Source organism: Ottowia sp. (assembly GCF_047601385.1).
Lineage (GTDB): Bacteria > Pseudomonadota > Gammaproteobacteria > Burkholderiales > Burkholderiaceae_C > Ottowia.
The window spans coordinates 984,796-999,619 of record NZ_JASGJP010000001.1 but is presented as its reverse complement, the minus strand read 5'-3'; the positions used below and the strand labels follow the sequence as shown (position 1 = coordinate 999,619).

Annotated in this window: 21 protein-coding genes; 11 read left to right on the top strand and 10 right to left on the bottom strand. The window is 66.6% G+C overall.

From position 1 onward, the window contains the following. Window positions 1-183 precede the first annotated feature (183 nt). Window positions 184-384, top strand: a complete 201-nt coding sequence (locus QM772_RS04880; RefSeq protein WP_415134329.1) for a hypothetical protein — start codon at window positions 184-186, stop codon at window positions 382-384. Window positions 385-566: 182 nt separating this feature from the next. On the opposite strand, the gene QM772_RS04875 is transcribed toward QM772_RS04880, so the two are convergent. From QM772_RS04875 to QM772_RS04865, 3 genes are all read right to left on the bottom strand, one after another. Next, window positions 567-875: a hypothetical protein gene (locus QM772_RS04875; protein WP_415134328.1), complete on the bottom strand. Its 309-nt coding sequence runs from the start codon at window positions 873-875 to the stop codon at window positions 567-569. 23 nt (window positions 876-898) lie between these two features. Then, window positions 899-1,111, bottom strand: coding sequence for a hypothetical protein (locus QM772_RS04870; RefSeq protein WP_415134327.1), 213 nt, complete (start codon window positions 1,109-1,111; stop codon window positions 899-901). A gap of 90 nt (window positions 1,112-1,201) precedes the next feature. After that, the gene (locus tag QM772_RS04865; protein ID WP_415134326.1) at window positions 1,202-1,417 is read right to left on the bottom strand and encodes a hypothetical protein; all 216 of its coding nucleotides are present in this window, start codon (window positions 1,415-1,417) and stop codon (window positions 1,202-1,204) included. A gap of 39 nt (window positions 1,418-1,456) precedes the next feature. Here QM772_RS04865 and QM772_RS04860 point away from each other — a divergent pair, with 39 nt between their 5' ends. The 3 genes from QM772_RS04860 (at window position 1,457) to QM772_RS04850 (ending at window position 3,772) form a co-directional block, all read left to right on the top strand. After that, on the top strand, window positions 1,457-1,729 hold the full coding sequence (locus tag QM772_RS04860) for a hypothetical protein (RefSeq protein WP_415134325.1): 273 nt from the start codon (window positions 1,457-1,459) through the stop codon (window positions 1,727-1,729). A gap of 533 nt (window positions 1,730-2,262) precedes the next feature. Then, window positions 2,263-2,442 carry a hypothetical protein gene (locus tag QM772_RS04855; RefSeq protein ID WP_415134324.1) on the top strand — a complete coding sequence of 60 codons (180 nt, stop codon included), beginning with the start codon at window positions 2,263-2,265 and terminating at the stop codon, window positions 2,440-2,442. A 100-nt stretch (window positions 2,443-2,542) separates the two neighbouring features. Further along, a complete protein-coding gene (locus tag QM772_RS04850) occupies window positions 2,543-3,772 on the top strand; it encodes an integrase domain-containing protein (RefSeq protein ID WP_415134323.1) in 1,230 nt (409 codons plus the stop codon). 33 nt (window positions 3,773-3,805) lie between these two features. Here the strand turns inward: QM772_RS04850 and QM772_RS04845 are convergent, their stop codons facing one another. From QM772_RS04845 to QM772_RS04830, 4 genes are all read right to left on the bottom strand, one after another. After that, the gene (locus QM772_RS04845) at window positions 3,806-5,032 is read right to left on the bottom strand and encodes a type II toxin-antitoxin system HipA family toxin (RefSeq protein ID WP_415134322.1); all 1,227 of its coding nucleotides are present in this window, start codon (window positions 5,030-5,032) and stop codon (window positions 3,806-3,808) included. Next, entirely contained in the window at window positions 5,029-5,340 is a 312-nt protein-coding gene (locus QM772_RS04840; protein ID WP_415134321.1) for a helix-turn-helix domain-containing protein, read from the bottom strand. The genes QM772_RS04845 and QM772_RS04840 overlap by 4 nt, the downstream gene beginning before the upstream one ends. Before the next feature lie 126 nt (window positions 5,341-5,466). Beyond that, window positions 5,467-6,831, bottom strand: coding sequence for a tyrosine-type recombinase/integrase (locus tag QM772_RS04835; protein ID WP_415134320.1), 1,365 nt, complete (start codon window positions 6,829-6,831; stop codon window positions 5,467-5,469). A gap of 210 nt (window positions 6,832-7,041) precedes the next feature. Continuing rightward, window positions 7,042-7,965 (bottom strand): YicC/YloC family endoribonuclease, encoded by a 924-nt coding sequence (locus tag QM772_RS04830; protein WP_415134319.1) that lies wholly within the window; start codon window positions 7,963-7,965, stop codon window positions 7,042-7,044. Window positions 7,966-8,062: 97 nt separating this feature from the next. Between QM772_RS04830 and QM772_RS04825 the strand changes: the two genes are divergently transcribed. The 7 genes from QM772_RS04825 (at window position 8,063) to QM772_RS04795 (ending at window position 13,206) form a co-directional block, all read left to right on the top strand. Beyond that, entirely contained in the window at window positions 8,063-9,070 is a 1,008-nt protein-coding gene (locus tag QM772_RS04825; protein WP_415134318.1) for a serine/threonine protein kinase, read from the top strand. Then, window positions 9,067-9,237: a hypothetical protein gene (locus tag QM772_RS04820; protein ID WP_415134317.1), complete on the top strand. Its 171-nt coding sequence runs from the start codon at window positions 9,067-9,069 to the stop codon at window positions 9,235-9,237. Before QM772_RS04825 ends, QM772_RS04820 begins: the two co-directional genes overlap by 4 nt. Further along, window positions 9,238-10,146, top strand: coding sequence for a PP2C family protein-serine/threonine phosphatase (locus tag QM772_RS04815; RefSeq protein WP_415134316.1), 909 nt, complete (start codon window positions 9,238-9,240; stop codon window positions 10,144-10,146). 53 nt (window positions 10,147-10,199) lie between these two features. Then, complete coding sequence (rph, locus tag QM772_RS04810; RefSeq protein WP_415134315.1) at window positions 10,200-10,937, top strand: ribonuclease PH; 738 nt, start codon at window positions 10,200-10,202, stop codon at window positions 10,935-10,937. A gap of 45 nt (window positions 10,938-10,982) precedes the next feature. Further along, the gene (gene rdgB / locus QM772_RS04805) at window positions 10,983-11,582 is read left to right on the top strand and encodes an RdgB/HAM1 family non-canonical purine NTP pyrophosphatase (protein ID WP_415134314.1); all 600 of its coding nucleotides are present in this window, start codon (window positions 10,983-10,985) and stop codon (window positions 11,580-11,582) included. 58 nt (window positions 11,583-11,640) lie between these two features. Next, the gene (hemW, locus tag QM772_RS04800; RefSeq protein ID WP_415134313.1) at window positions 11,641-12,849 is read left to right on the top strand and encodes a radical SAM family heme chaperone HemW; all 1,209 of its coding nucleotides are present in this window, start codon (window positions 11,641-11,643) and stop codon (window positions 12,847-12,849) included. Window positions 12,850-12,996: 147 nt separating this feature from the next. After that, on the top strand, window positions 12,997-13,206 hold the full coding sequence (locus QM772_RS04795) for a CsbD family protein (RefSeq protein ID WP_415134312.1): 210 nt from the start codon (window positions 12,997-12,999) through the stop codon (window positions 13,204-13,206). A gap of 57 nt (window positions 13,207-13,263) precedes the next feature. Here the strand turns inward: QM772_RS04795 and QM772_RS04790 are convergent, their stop codons facing one another. From QM772_RS04790 to QM772_RS04780, 3 genes are read right to left on the bottom strand one after another with little or no spacing between them, the layout of a single operon-like run. Continuing rightward, window positions 13,264-13,863: a TIGR00730 family Rossman fold protein gene (locus QM772_RS04790; RefSeq protein WP_415134311.1), complete on the bottom strand. Its 600-nt coding sequence runs from the start codon at window positions 13,861-13,863 to the stop codon at window positions 13,264-13,266. A gap of 2 nt (window positions 13,864-13,865) precedes the next feature. Beyond that, window positions 13,866-14,261, bottom strand: coding sequence for a diacylglycerol kinase (locus tag QM772_RS04785; protein WP_415134310.1), 396 nt, complete (start codon window positions 14,259-14,261; stop codon window positions 13,866-13,868). Between the two features lie 12 nt (window positions 14,262-14,273). Beyond that, window positions 14,274-14,804 (bottom strand): RDD family protein, encoded by a 531-nt coding sequence (locus QM772_RS04780; RefSeq protein WP_415134309.1) that lies wholly within the window; start codon window positions 14,802-14,804, stop codon window positions 14,274-14,276. Between the last annotated feature and the right edge of the window lie 20 nt (window positions 14,805-14,824).

Below are 14,824 nucleotides of genomic sequence, written 5' to 3'. Positions count from 1 at the left end.
GCCGGCCAGTGCCTCGTCCCAGCGGTGATCCTCACTGTCGTTGAACACCCAAATACCACAGGCGTCTCCGACAACGAAGTCCCCGATGACGGTCACGCCACTATCCAGCCGGTCCGATCGATACCGCGCAAGCGCGCTCGCCTTCTCCACCGTTCCCCCGGCCGCTGCAGTGCCACCCCTTCCGTGTCCCTTCGCTTCATCAGTCGCGTGCCGCGCTCGGCCAACGTCGTCACCAAAGGCCCGGGCACGCTGTCGCGCGAGGCCTTCGATCAGCTGCGCCGCGAGCGCACCGATTTGGCCGCGGCCTTCGGCGACTTCCTGCTGAGGACGCTGGCCGATCGCCGGATGCTGACCCAGCGAATGGTGTCGGCGCTGTCCCGCTGAGCGGTAGAAAGGCGGCTGCAATCGTGGTGATCAGCCTGACAGCTGACTCTCCTGGACTGGACGACTGTTGATGGCACGCAGGAGTCGAACGTCGGATGGCGTGACTATGAACGCTTTGCGTGGGCACATTGCTGGACAGCGTCGCTGGAATGTGCATACCAGATAGGGCTTCGGCTCGCCGATCACTCCTCGCTTCCATCGTCGGCGCCTCCCCAACGATCGCGATAGGCATGGACGTAGTCGGCGGTCGCGGTTGGATTGATCGCCCAGTAGTGCCGACACAGTTGCCTGTACATCGAAAGCACGAGCTCGTGGCCGCAAAAGTCCAACAGGCCATCGAGCGTGCGCTCGATATGTGCTGCGTCGCGGCTGCTGGTGCGCAGGATTTCCTCCACCACGGGACGGTACTGCTGGGCAGCGCGGTCTTGAAGATCGCGAACGCCCCGGGCGAGGACGGCGATCGACTGGGTCGCCGCGTCGTCGCCTGTCATTCGCTGGCCTCCGCGTTTGGAAGTCACCGCGCCGCCCGCTCCCTGGCGTGCTCGATCGCTTGCCCGCCCCGCAGCTTGCCGGTCTCGGCCGTGATGACCGATTCCGGCTTCTTCGACAGCGCGGTGCACTGGTACAGCATGCCGCTGATTTTCGCACGCAGCGCGCGCACATCCCAGCGCTCGATGCGGTGCATCTCGGCGTAGAAACCGCGCGACAAGGGACTGGCGTGGAACATGGCAAGAGTATGTGCCTTCAACATACCAGCCGGGAAGCATGCTGGCAGAGGGCGGTGGGGCAGTTTGTCCGAAGTCCTTGCCATCGCGCCTTATGGCCTTCGGGATGCCTCGCGATCCGCCAACATGGCCCGGGTGATCTTGTCGAACAGATCCGGCTGCCGATCGGCGAGGATGTCGAGCCACTCGCCGAAGACACGGGCAAAGTCATCGTCCGTCCGCACTTGTCTCGCGTCGATGCCGAGTGCGCGGAACGCTTTGATTTCCTGGGCCGTGAAGCGCAATGAGCCTTCGGTCGTCCTGAGCATGTCGATCAGCCGTGATGGCTCAGGTTGGGGTGATTGGTCATGAAATTCCTCCTGTTCGAACGAGCCGGGTTTGTCCCGGCAGTGGGTTCAGCGGCAACAGAAGTCTCACCGCAATATGCGTACAGTCGTACTGCAATTGCAGTGGACATCGACTTCGACGTGCTCGTCGTTTGCGATGCCGGCTGCGGTCTCGGTGTCGTGCCAATACTGTGCGAGCGCAGTCGCATCGCCTCGTTGCGTCTCCGCTTCATTTCGGCAGCGAAACACTCCCGGTGGAAACCAGAGGCAGCATCAATGGAAGTCAAGCCCTGACGCCGACGCGATGGCAGGCGCGTTCGAAAGATATTCACCCCCGGCGTTTCGGTTTCAAGCGCCACCCGAAATCCCCGTCAATCTGGCCACAAAGTGGTGGCGTGCCCGGTCCTGCCGTTGACTCCCGCTCACCACCGGTGTCAACTGCAGTCTCCTGGGCCTCCTGGCCCGCTCCATCGCGGAGCGAAAGGCGTTGCGGTCGTTACCCGCCTTCCCATTGCCTGGCCCTTGAGCCAGGCTTGGCACGGTCCTCCGAGTCCGTGTCCGGCGTTGTTTCCATCATAGAGCGGCACATGACCTGCACCGGCGCTTCGCCGCCGGACGTCCCCTTGAGGACGTGTCATGTGCCTGGCTGTTCGCTGGCCGGCACTCGATGCCGAGCCACTGATCCCGTCATCCTTTCGAGCATGCGCATTCGCGCAGCACACGGTTGTGCTTGCCCTCATGGGCTCCCCGTGTGCACCCGCTCGTGAACCTGACACCGCCCTGGACCTTCGGTCAAGGGGCGGACCCATGCAGGTGGATGACGCTGCGTGTCGAGAACCGATCCATTCAAGGGCGCCGAAGGCCAGACCTTCGCGCCGATGTCTTCCATGCCCTGCGAGGCCGGACGGCATCACAACACCCGGCAGACGCAGAAATGCGCCGCCGGGTTGGATCACTCCATTTCATTTTTAAGACCGACCGAGCCGGCCGTCGCGCAAGTGGCGTGATGCCGGCGAATACCTGGGTAGGCAAGGCACCGCCGTCGTCGGGTGCCTTGCTGAAACGACCCGACCACGCACGGACAGCGCTCCGGGATCCGCGCTGCCCATGGACTCGATGGATTCCACCTTTCTCAACCGCTACGCCCTGCCGGGACAGCGCGTGGCCCCATCACAAGAGATGGACATGATCAACTTTTCTGCTCCAAACTCCAATCGCCGCTGCCAGAATGGTATCGACACAGCGCGCCACACCCGACATGAGCCACCTCAACAGGTGCTTGATCGCTACCGTCCAGGTAAGGCCGACCCGATGCAGGTGCTCGACGTGTTGATCGAGCTGTTCAACGCCCACCATACCGCCCTGAGAAAGACCGTCTCGCACAAGACGCGCCAGGAGCGTGCGGATTTCCTGCGGCGCTTCTTTCGAGACCTGCGTCTCAAGGCAGGCTTCAAGACGTTGCCAGATCCGCGCAATTTGGGGCAGCGGCATATCCAAGCCATGGTCGCCGTCTGGCAGCGTGAACGACTGGCGCCCGCCACCATCCAGACTTACCTGAGCTTCTTGCGTGGGCTGGCGTTATGGCTGGGCAAACCTGGGTTTGTCAGAAAGCCGGACTACTACGGCCTATCGGTTGCCGAGTACCGGCGCCATGAACATGCCCAGCACGACAAAAGCTGGAGTGCCGCGGGTGTCGACATCGACGCAGTGATAGGGCGCGTGTGTGCCTATGACCCTTATGTTGGCGCATCACTGCGGCTCATCCGAACGATGGGCTTACGGCGAAAAGAAGCTGTGATGCTGAGGCCCCACGACTGCGTCGTGGCGTTTGCGGCCACGGGCCTGCCCGTCGAGCAGCGGCAGGCCGATGAATACGTCTGGATTCAACAGGGTGCCAAGGGTGGTCGGCCGCGCTTCGTGCCGTTGGATTCGCTGCAGCGAATCGAGGCACTGCAATTCGCGCAGAGCGTAGCGCAGGGGCCTGGTGCTCACATGGGCAATCCCGACCGAGGTCTCGTGGAGAACCTGCGGCGCTTCAACTACGTCATGGCGCGGTTCGGCATCACGAGCAAAGCACTGGGAGTGACGGCACATGGCCTGCGTCACCAAGCCTTGATCGAGCACTACATCGAGCAGACCGGCGGGGTGGCTCCACCTCTTCGCGGGGGTGAAGCTGGGGCGGAACTGGATGCCGCGGCAAGGCAATCGACAGCGCACCTGGCAGGGCACCATCGCACTCGCGCCTCCGGGGCGTACCTTGGGGCCGTCCTGCATCGCCGCCAGCATGACGAGCAAGCAGAGTTGCCGGACCAGGATGCGTTACCTGCAGGTGCTTGACGACTCTGTGTCCGGGGCTGCTGTCGACCTTCATCAACCGCGCATGAGTTTCTCTTGGCAGTTGTGGATCGATGATTTCATCCGCTGCACCGTCGTTCGGCGGATCGGAAAATCTGCCGCACGTTGAGAGAAGGTCGCCGCCTGCGCCACCATCCGATCGATGGTGGCCTCGGCCGCCTTCGTCGCCACACCCCCCTCCGAGGCCAGGCGCAGCAGATGGCTGCGTTTCACGGCGTTGCCTTCGCCGCAGACGTCCATGTGGTGATGGCCCATGGGGCCTTCGCTGAAGGTCAAGTCGAAGGCTGGGGCCAGCCGCCAGCGTCGATCCCCCCTGAGGCGCCAGGCGAAGTTCTTGGGGTGGTCGTCGCGGTTGTGGAACAGCACGTTGAAGACAGCGCGCGCGAAAGCCTTCTCTACCTCGCGCTCGTCGCGGGTCAGCAGGCGTGTGGCGCGCAGCAGGGCGGTGTAGTCCGCGCTGCCGGGCAGGCGGAAGTCCACCTGCAGCAGGCCCGCCAGGCTGTGCACCGGCACGCGCGAGCCCTGTTCGCGATCGAAACGCGCCACGCCGAAGGCTGCCAGCTTGGACGACAGATCGAACCATGCGCTGGCTGGCACCTCCAGTCCGCAATCGCGGGCCAGGTCGGCATACATCTGCTCGATGGCGCAGACCTCCTTGTGCTCGCCCTGGGCGGGGAATTTCACCAGCCAGGGGGAGCCTGGTGCGTCGCCGCGCGTGCTGACGTGGCCCGACCCTGCGTCGTACTGCACCAGCGCCTTGGGCCGTGCGCCTTGCGGGGAGCCTCCCGTCAGCGCCAGTTCGCGCAAGGCGGCTCCTGCCTCACCGGCCAGGGCGCGCTCGCTTTCTTTGGCCAAGGCCAACAGGTTCCAGTCCGGCTCCTCGGCATCAGGCTCTGCAGCCGGCACGAAGCGCAGGGCGCCCATGGCCCGATCCCCGATGAAGGCCAGGCGATCCAGTGGCCCGGGATGGTGCAAACCCTGCTGACGGAACACCCGATCCATGAGCAGCAGGCCCCAGCCATCGGGCAGGCTGTCGGCGATCAGGCCTGGCAGGCGGAGCAGGTGCGGTGGAAAGCTGCCATAGGCGGTGGCACGCAGCTTGAGGTGCAGCGGCGACAGTTCCAGTCCTTGCGCCAGTGCTTCGGGTGCGTATTCGAACAGCAGCGTGGTGCCATCGTCGGCGAGCAAGCCCAGTGGCCAGTCCTCGCCCCAGCCGCAGTAGTGGACGGCAAGGCGCTTCATGTGCTGCTCCGGCGGCGGGCTCGCTGCCGTTGGGTAGCCGCTTCGGCTTCTTCCATCTGAGCGATGGACTGGCGCTTGAGCACGAACAGATCCTCCAACTCATTGACCAGCCCGAGCGCCTGCACCGCGCGGACCAGGGTTTCCAGCGAAGACTGGCCGCTGCTTTCCAGCTTGCGCAGTGCGCCCAACGAGAGGCCAGCCATCTGCGCCAGCTCGCGCTGGGGCAACCCCTGGGCCAACCGCTGCGCACGCACGCGTTGGCCCAGTACCTGGAGGATTTCGCTGGACGGTGCTAGATTTAATGACATTATTATGTCTTTTATCTCAACAAAACATTTGTAAGAGTCATTTTAGTGGTCTTTATATGGTTCTGCCACCAAGTGGCATGTTTCACAGTGATTGCCCACAGGGCAGCGGGCTGAAGCAGCGGCACCTCATGGGGAGTTCGTGTCATCTGCGCTTGAGCGGCGACCGCTTCGCTCGTAGCCCATGTCCAGTTCCTGGGCCTGCTTCGCCAGTGCCGCCATGGCGTCTTCGCTGGCTTGCGTGCTCGCCGCACCGCCATTGCGCGCTTCTTCTATCGCAGCCAGCCACTTCGCCCATCTTTCCAACGCCACCTTACGCTCCTCGAAGTAGTCGTACTGGTTGTAGACACCCTCGACATCGCGCACCTTGTGGTTCAGTGCCCGCTCGGCGACGAAGCGGTCCACGCCCAGCGCGGCCATGTGGGTGCGGGCCGTGCGGCGCATGTCATGCACGGTGAAGTGCTCGATGTCGTCCAGCGGTAGGCGGCGCAGCGCGACGTTCAGCGTGTCCGGGCTGATGTGGCCGAAGCGGTTCCGCCTCGGCACGCCGCCTTTCATGTGGATCAGCCGGCGCGCCGGGAATAGGTATTCGCTGTTGCAGGAGAACACCTGGACCTCCTCCAGCCACCGCAGGACCGGCGCCGCGAGCGGGATGTCGATGGACTGGTTCATCTTCGTGCGCGACGGGTGCAGCGACCAGACGCCACGCTTCAGGTCGAACTCGGTCCACCGGGCCGACAGCAACTCCATCTTGCGCACGCACAGGGCGAGCAGCAGCCACACGGCCAATTCGTTCTGGCGACCGAAGTTCGGTGTGTCCTGCATGGCCTTGGCGAACGCGGCGAGCTCATCGCGGTTCAGCCAGCGCTGTCTTGAGACCTCGAAGCCGCCTGCGTCTGAAATCTCGAAGCCGGAGACCGGGTTGGCATCGATCCACCGGCGCTTCACGGCGAAGTGGAACATGCGAAAGAGGTAGCGCAGCGCGTCGTTGGCAACGGTCGGCGCGCCTGCGTCGAGGATGCGGGTGAGCACTTTGTCGATATGCAGCGGCCGGACTTCCGCCACGCCCAGCTTGCCGATCACCGGCTCGATGTGGCGGCGGAGGACGCGCAGCACGACCTCGGGGTGCTTGTAGGTCTTGGCAATGTGGCGGTCGTACCAGGCCTGGGCGAGGGCGGCCACAGTGGTCTGCTCCTGGGCCTTGAGCCGTTCGGCGCGCTTCTCGGCGGCCACGTCCATGCCCTGCTGGATGCGTGCCCGGTTCAGTCGAGCCGCTTCGCGGGCGTCCTTGAGCGACAGGTCGGGGTAGCGGCCGAGCACTTTCTCTCGGGCAACGCCGCCGAAGCGGTAGCGAAGAATCCAGGACGCTTGGCCCTTGAGTGCTCCGGCGGCGGTGGCCACGATGGTCAGGCCGTTGCCAATGCTGCGGTCCACAGGGCCGGTTTTGAGCCAGGCTCTCAGCGTCTTGTCGGTGACGCGTTCGGTTTCAGTCATAGCGCGATCTCCACAGCGATTCACGAGGAATCTGTGGGGTAAATATTCGGGCTCTGTCCCCGAAACCATGGGGAAGCAAATTTCCCCCACGATTTACCCCACAGAAATCGTGCGCTACGCTGAAATCGCCTGCTACCTCACGACACTCAATGCCACGCTAACCAACTGATTTTCAAGGAGTTTTCGGGTGGCATGCGCCATCCTGAAACTTCACTCTATGTTCTGCACCTGCTCGCGCATCTGCTCGATCAGCACCTTCATGTCCACCGAGATGCGCGTCAGCTCCAGCGCGGCGGATTTCGAGCCCAGCGTGTTGGCCTCGCGGTGCAGTTCCTGGATCAGGAAGTCGAGGCGCTTGCCGGCTTCGCCGCCTTTCTTCAGCACGGCGTCGATTTCGTCCAGGTGGGCTGCCAGCCGGCCCAGCTCCTCGGCCACGTCGATGCGGATGGCGAAGGCGGTGGCTTCGGCCAGGGCGCGCTCCTGTGCCGCCTCGGGGGTGGCGCCACCGGCGTCGCCGCTGCCCAGGGCCTCGGCCCAGCGTGCCAGAAAGCGCTGCTTCTGCGCCTCGACGGCCAGCGGCACCAGCGGCTCGGCTTCGGCGGCGAGCTGGCGCAGTTGGGTCAATCGGTCGCGCAGCAATTGCACCAGCCGGGCGCCTTCGCGTTCGCGCGCGGCGATGAAGTCGTCCAGGACATCGCTGGCCAGGGGCAGCAGGTCGTCCGTCAGGCCCGCGTCGGGGCTCGCGTCCGCGCCGGCGGCCAGGCGCAGCGCGTCGGCCGTGGACAGCGCGGGGGCGTCGGGCAGCCACACGCGCACTTGATCCTGCAACCCGGCGAGCCGTTGCAGCACGCGCGGTGGCGGGTCGGTCAGCGTGGCGGCGTCGCGGCCTTCGATATAGGCCCGCAGTTCGACCTTGCCGCGCTTGAGGCGCGCGCCCAGCAGCGTGCGCAGGGCGGGCTCGTGCTGGCGCAGTTCGTCGGGCAGCCGGAACGACAGGTCCAGAAAGCGGCTGTTGACCGAGCGCAACTCGACGGCCAGCCGGGTCTGCGCATTCTTCCACGCACCGCCTTCGGTCTGGGGCGTGGACGCCGCGCGCTGGCCGCTGGCGTAGCCGGTCATACTGTAAACTGCCATGTGAAATTCCGGAGCGAAGACGAAGACGTGATCCTGGGGAGGTTGCTTGGAGCCGTGCCCGGGCGGATGGTCTCCGGGTGACAGGTCACCGCAAATTATGTCAAAGCTCAAGCCCGCGCCTCTGCCGCCCGAGACGGTGATCGGTGGGTACCGCGTCGTGCGCAAGCTGTCGTCCGGGGGCTTCGGCGTGGTGTACCTGGCCGTCGACAATGAGGGCCAGCAGGTCGCCATCAAGGAGTACCTGCCGTCGGCGCTGACCATGCGCGCCGCGGGCGAACTGGTGCCGCAGGTTGCCCCTGAAAAGCTCTCCCTCTACCGCCTGGGCCTGAAGAGCTTCTTCGAGGAAGGGCGCTCGCTGGCGCAGATTTCCCACCCTTCGGTGGTGAGCGTGCTCAACTTCTTCCGCCAGAACGAGACGGTGTACATGGTGATGAACTACCTGGAGGGGGCCACCCTGCAGGACTTCATCGTCACCGCGCGGGACCTCAAGAAGCAGAAGATTTTCCGCGAATCCACCATTCGCTCGCTGTTCGACGAGATCCTGCGCGGCCTGCGCATCGTGCACCAGCACAAGATGCTGCACCTGGACCTGAAGCCGGCCAACATCTTCATCACCGACGACAACCGCGCCGTGATGCTCGACTTCGGCGCCGCGCGCGAAGTGCTGAACAAAGAGGGCAACTTCACCCGCCCGATGTACACGCCCGGCTTCGCCGCGCCAGAGATGTACCGGCGCGATTCCACCATGGGGCCGTGGACGGACATCTACGCCATCGGCGCCTGCATCTATTCGTGCATGCAGGGCTACCCGCCCAACGACGCGCCGCAGCGGCTGGAGAAGGATCGGCTGGCGCTGTCGCTCACGCGCATGCGCGGCGTGTACTCCGACAACCTGATCGAGGTGGTCGAGTGGTGCATGTCGCTCGACCCGCTGTCGCGCCCGCAGTCGGTGTTCGCGCTGCAAAAGGAGCTCAGCCGCGAGGGCGAGCGCCAGTACACCAAGCTCTCGGTGGGCGAGAAGGTGCGCCTGCAGTTCGACAACATGCTGAGCGACACCAAGAAAAGCCTCAAGCGGGCCACGCGCTTCGGCACGCGCCTCAAATGAGCCTGCGTCCTCGTCATCCCCGCGAAGACGGGGATCCAGTGCACCTCGCGCCGCGCCGCTGGGTTCCCGCCTGCGCGGGAATGACGGGGCAAAAAGCCATCGCGTGCCTGCTGTTTCGCGCGCCGTGGGTGGCGAGCGTCATCGATAACCGGAATGAAGCGCGCTGAATGAAGTTCTCCGTATTCCAGCTCAGCCGCCGGGGCGGCCGCGAGAAGAACGAAGACCGCATGGGTTACTGCTACACCCGCGAGGCCAGCCTGTTCGTGCTGGCCGACGGCATGGGCGGCCACCCGGACGGCGAGGTGGCGGCGCAGATCGCGCTGCAGACCATGTCGGCGGTGTTCCAGCGCGACGCCAAGCCGCGCGTGCCGCAGCCGCCCACCTTCCTGTCGGCGGGGCTGATGGCGGCGCACCACCAGATCATTCGCTACGCCAGCGAGCGCGCCCTGCTCGACACCCCGCGCACCACGCTGGTGGCCGGCTTGGTGCAGGGGGGCGAACTGCACTGGGTGCATTGCGGCGACTCGCGCCTGTACGTGGTGCGCGACGGCGCGCTGCTGTCGCGCACGCGCGACCACTCCTACATCGAGGCGCAGGCCAACGCCGGCGTGGCGGTGGAGGGCATGAACCGCAACGTGCTGTTCACCTGCCTGGGCTCCACCGTGCGGCCGATGTTCGACGTCGCCGGCCCGCTGAAGCTGAACGAGGGCGACAAGGTGCTGCTGTGCTCCGACGGCCTCTGGGGCAGCCTGGACGACGAGGAGATCGTTGGCCTGATGTGCGCGCTGCCCGTGTCCGACGCCGTGCCCGCACTGGTCGAGCGCGCGCTGGAGGTGGCCGGCGAGCACTCCGACAACGTGACCGTGCTGGCGATGGAGTGGGAGACGCCCGCCGACAGCGCCTTCGAGTCCAGCGGCTACACCGAGACGCAGTTGATGAGCGAGGGCGTGTTCGCCTCCACCATCCAGACCGGCGTGGTCGACCCCATGCTGGACGACCTCGACGAGGAGGCCATCGAGCGCTCCATCGCCGAGATCAACGAAGCCATCCGCCGCACCGCCACCCGGCGGCGCTGAAGGCGCCCCCGGCAGCGCGGCCCGCACGCGCCGCCCCGATTCGCAGGAACACCATGACCCAGACCTCCGCCCCCGCCGCGCGCAGCGGCCGCGCGCCCGACCAGCTCCGGCCCGTGCGCATCACGCGCCGCTACACCGTGCACGCCGAAGGCTCGGTGCTGATCGAGTTCGGCCAGACCAGGGTGCTGTGCACCGCCTCGGTGGAAGAGAAAGTGCCGCCGCACAAGCGCGGCAGCGGCGAAGGCTGGGTGACGGCCGAATACGGCATGCTGCCGCGCGCCACCCACACGCGCGGCGACCGCGAGGCCGCGCGCGGCAAGCAGAGCGGCCGCACGCAGGAGATCCAGCGCCTGATCGGCCGCAGCCTGCGCGCCGTGTTCGACCTGCGCAAGCTGGGCGAGCGCACCATCCACCTCGACTGCGACGTGCTGCAGGCCGACGGCGGCACGCGCACCGCCAGCATCACCGGCGCCTTCGTGGCCGCGCAGGACGCGGTCGGCTGGCTGCTGGCGCGCGGGCAGATCGCCGAGTCGCCCATCGCCGGCGCCGTGGCCGCCATCTCCGTCGGCATCGTCGGCGGCGTGCCGATGCTGGACCTGGACTACGCCGAGGACTCGGCCTGCGACACCGACATGAACGTCGTCATGACCGGCGCCGGCCACTACGTCGAGGTGCAGGGCACGGCCGAGGGCGCGGCCTTCTCGCGCGCCGAGATGGACCAGCTGCTGCGCCTGGCCGAAAAAGGCATCGGCGAGCTGATCAGCCTGCAACGCCAATCGCTATCTGATTGATAGCTGCTGGCGCTTTCTGGACAAGCGCTGGAGCCCTAAAACACCATGAAAATCGTGCTCGCCTCCCACAACGCCGGCAAGCTGGCCGAGTTGCAGGCCATGCTGGCGCCGCTGGGCTTCGAGCTGGTGCGGCAGTCCGACCTGGGCATCGGCGAGGCCGAGGAGCCCTTCCGCACCTTCGTCGAGAACGCGCTGGCCAAGGCGCGCCATGCCGCGCGGGAAAGCGGCCTGCCGGCGCTGGCCGACGACGCCGGCCTGTGCGTCGATGCTTTCGGCGGCCTGCCCGGCGTGGACACCGCCTTCTACGCCACCCGGTTCGGTTACGCCAAAAGCGACGCCAACAACGTGCGCGCCCTGCTGGAGCAGATGGCTGGCATCCAGAACCGCCGCGCCGCCCTGGTCAGCACGCTGGTGGCGCTGCGCCGTGCCGACGACCCCGAGCCGCTGATCGCCACCGGTCGCGTGGCAGGCGAGATCGCTCAAGCGCCGCGCGGCGGCGGCGGCTTCGGCTTCGACCCGGTGATGTTCATCCCCGAGTTCGGCCAGACCTTCGCCGAGCTGCCGACCGCCGTGAAGAACGCGCACAGCCACCGCGGCCGCGCCGCCGCGCAGATGGTTGAGTTGATGCGCGCGCGCTGGCTGTGAGCGCGCCGGGCCGCTCCCAAGCGCTCACCCCGCAGCGCGCAGCGCGGAGGGGCGTCCGATGAGCACAGCCAACGACCTCGCGCACTACATGCGCCCCGGCACGCTGCAACTGCCGGCGCTGCCGCCGCTTGCGCTCTACGTGCACCTGCCCTGGTGCCTGAAGAAGTGCCCGTACTGCGACTTCAACTCGCACGAGCGGCGCGCCGGCACCGACGCGGCAGCGCAGCAGGCGCGCTACGTCGAGGCGCTGCTGGCCGACCTGGAGGCCAGCCTGCCGCTGGTCTGGGGCCGGCAGGTGCACAGCGTGTTCATCGGCGGCGGCACGCCCAGCTTGTTCGAGCCCGAGATGATCGACCGGCTCATCGCCGGCGTGCGCGCGCGCCTGCCGCTGGCGCCGGCCTGCGAGGTCACGCTGGAGGCCAACCCCGGCACCTTCGAGCGCGAGCGCTTCGCGGCCTTCCGCGCCGCCGGCGTCACGCGCCTGTCCATCGGCGTGCAGAGCTTCGACGACGCGCACTTGAAGGCCATCGGCCGCGTGCACGACGGCGCGCAGGCGCGCGCGGCGGTGGAGGAGGCCGCGCGCAGCTTCGACACCTTCAACCTCGACCTGATGTACGCGCTGCCCGGCCAGACGCTGGCCGAGTTGGAGCAGGACGTGCGCACCGCGCTGGCGTTCGAGCCGCCGCACCTGTCGATCTACCACCTGACGATCGAGCCGAACACCGTGTTCGCCAAGTTCCCGCCGCGCGTGCCGGAGGAGGACGTGGCCTGGGACATGCTGGACCGCGTCACCGCGTTGACCGCCGGCGCGGGCCTGGCGCGCTACGAAGTCTCCGCCTACGCGCGTGCCGGCCACCGCTGCCAGCACAACCTCAACTACTGGCAGTTCGGCGACTATCTGGGCATCGGCGCCGGCGCGCACGGCAAGCTCAGCTTCGCGCACCGCATCGTGCGCCAGCAGCGGCATCGCCAGCCCGAGCTGTACATGGACAAGGCCCTGGCCGGCGATGCCGTGGCGCAGGCGCACGAGGTGGCGCGTCGCGACCTGCCGTTCGAGTACATGCTGAATGTCCTGCGATTGAAGGAGGGCTTCACCTTGCAGGACTACCTGGAGAAGACTGGCCTGCCGCCCAGCAGCATTCACGCACCGCTGCAAAAAGCAGAGCATTCGGGCTGGCTGGAGCAGGACGGCGCATGGATCCGGCCGACGGCGCGCGGCTTCGACTTCCTCAGTGACCTACAAGCGCTGTTCCTGCCCGAAGACTGACATCGCGTAGTCCTTCGCCGACGGCGCATGGTGCTCACGGCCTACTGCGCCCGCGCGCCTCGGTGCCTACGATGACTTCATCGCCAAACGCTTTCCACTTCGCGATATCCGCGAAGGGCGCTTGCGAAAACTTCAATGGAGATCACCATGAACCAGGACACCATCAGCGGCAACTGGAAGCAGTTCAAGGGCAAGGTCAAGGAAGCCTGGGGCAAGTTGACCGAGGACGATCTGGATGTCATCAACGGCCGCCGCGAGCAGATGGTCGGCAAGATGCAGGAACGCTACGGCGTCGCCAAGGACGAGGCCGAGAAGCAGGTCAAGGACTGGGAAGCGCGCAACAACTACCGCTGGTAAGTGTTGACCCTCCAAGCGCCGCGTGGAGACATTCACGCGGCGTTTCCATATCCGGAATCAGAGGGTGTCCAACTGGACCGTCGTGGTGAATCCGGCGGCGCCGATCAGGCGTTCGAGCAGGGGCTGCCATTCGGCGCCGACCTCGATCAGCCGCAACTGGCTGCCGTCCATGAAACCATTGGCCACGCTGTGCCGCACGAGGGCCAGCAGCGCGTCGTAGTAGCCGTCCTGGTTGAGCAGGCCCAGCGGCTTGTCGTGGTAGCCGAGCTGGCGCCAGGTCCAGGTCTCGAACAGTTCCTCGAAGGTGCCGATGCCACCCGGCAGCGCGACGAAGGTGTCGGCGCGCTCGGCCATGATGCGTTTGCGCTCGTGCATGGTCTCGACCACGATCAATTCGGTGCAGCCTGTGTGCGCATGCTCGCGCTCGACCAGCGAGCGCGGAATCACGCCCACCACGCGCCCGCCCGCGGCCAGCGTGGCATCGGCCACCACGCCCATCAGCCCGCTGCGGCCGCCGCCGTACACCAGTTGCCCACCGTGGCGGCCGATCCATTTGCCGACCTGCGCGGCGGTGGCGGCAAAGGCGGCGTTGTTGCCAGGCCGTGAGCCGCAGTAGATGCAGACCGAGAAGGCGGGCGAGGGCGGGGTCATGGGCATCTTCAGGTCAAAAAGCGGGTATGCAGCGCGGCCAGCCACACGCCGGCTGCCAGCAGCAGGCTCAGCAGCACCGCCGCCGAACCCATGTCCTTGGCGCGCTTGGAGAGCGGGTGCCATTCGGGGCCGACGCGATCGACCACGGACTCGATCGCGGTGTTGAGCAGTTCCACCACCATCACCAGCAGCACGGTGCCGGCCAGCAGGGCCATCTCGGCCCAGTGGCGGCCGAGCCAGAACGATGCCGGCAGCAGCACGATGGCGGCCAGGGCCTCCTGGCGGAACGCCGGCTCGCCCCAGCCGGCCCGCAGGCCGGCCAGCGAATAGCCCGCGGCGTGCCAGAGCCGGGCCAGGCCCGTGCGTGATTTCTGCGGATTGACCGGCGCGGCGGGTTCGTTCACTTTCATTGTTTGCTAGGTACGGCGCTTGGCCAGGTCGGGTTGAACGTCGATCAGGCGCGTGCCGGCCCACACGTCGTGCCAGAACTGACGCTGCGGCTGGAACCGGCTGAGCAGGGCCCACACCGCCACCCAGCCGAGCATCAGCACCGTCACCTCGCCGCCCGACAGGCGGAACGGTGCCATCAGCGCCAGCGGCGGCAGGAACCAGATCCAGCACAGCAGGTAGCGCGCCAGCGCGCGCCAGCGCGTGAGTGGGCGGCCGTGGCGATCGACCACGCGGATGTGCCAGGTCTTCATGGCCAGCGTCTGGCCCTTGGCCCAGAAGTACGTGAAGTACAGGCCCAGCACCGCGAACAGGAACACTTGCAGCGCATGTCGGTTGTCCAGGGCGTGGCGGGTGTTGGTGAGGATGCCGAACAGCAGGCCCGGCAGCACCACCACGCCGAACATCAGCACGCCCTCGTACAGCCAGGCGGCCATGCGCCGCCGCAAGGCGGGCGCGAGCAGAACCGCGGCAGAGTGGCTGATGGGCAAGGAACTCATGGGAGCGGGCGCCGGGGCCG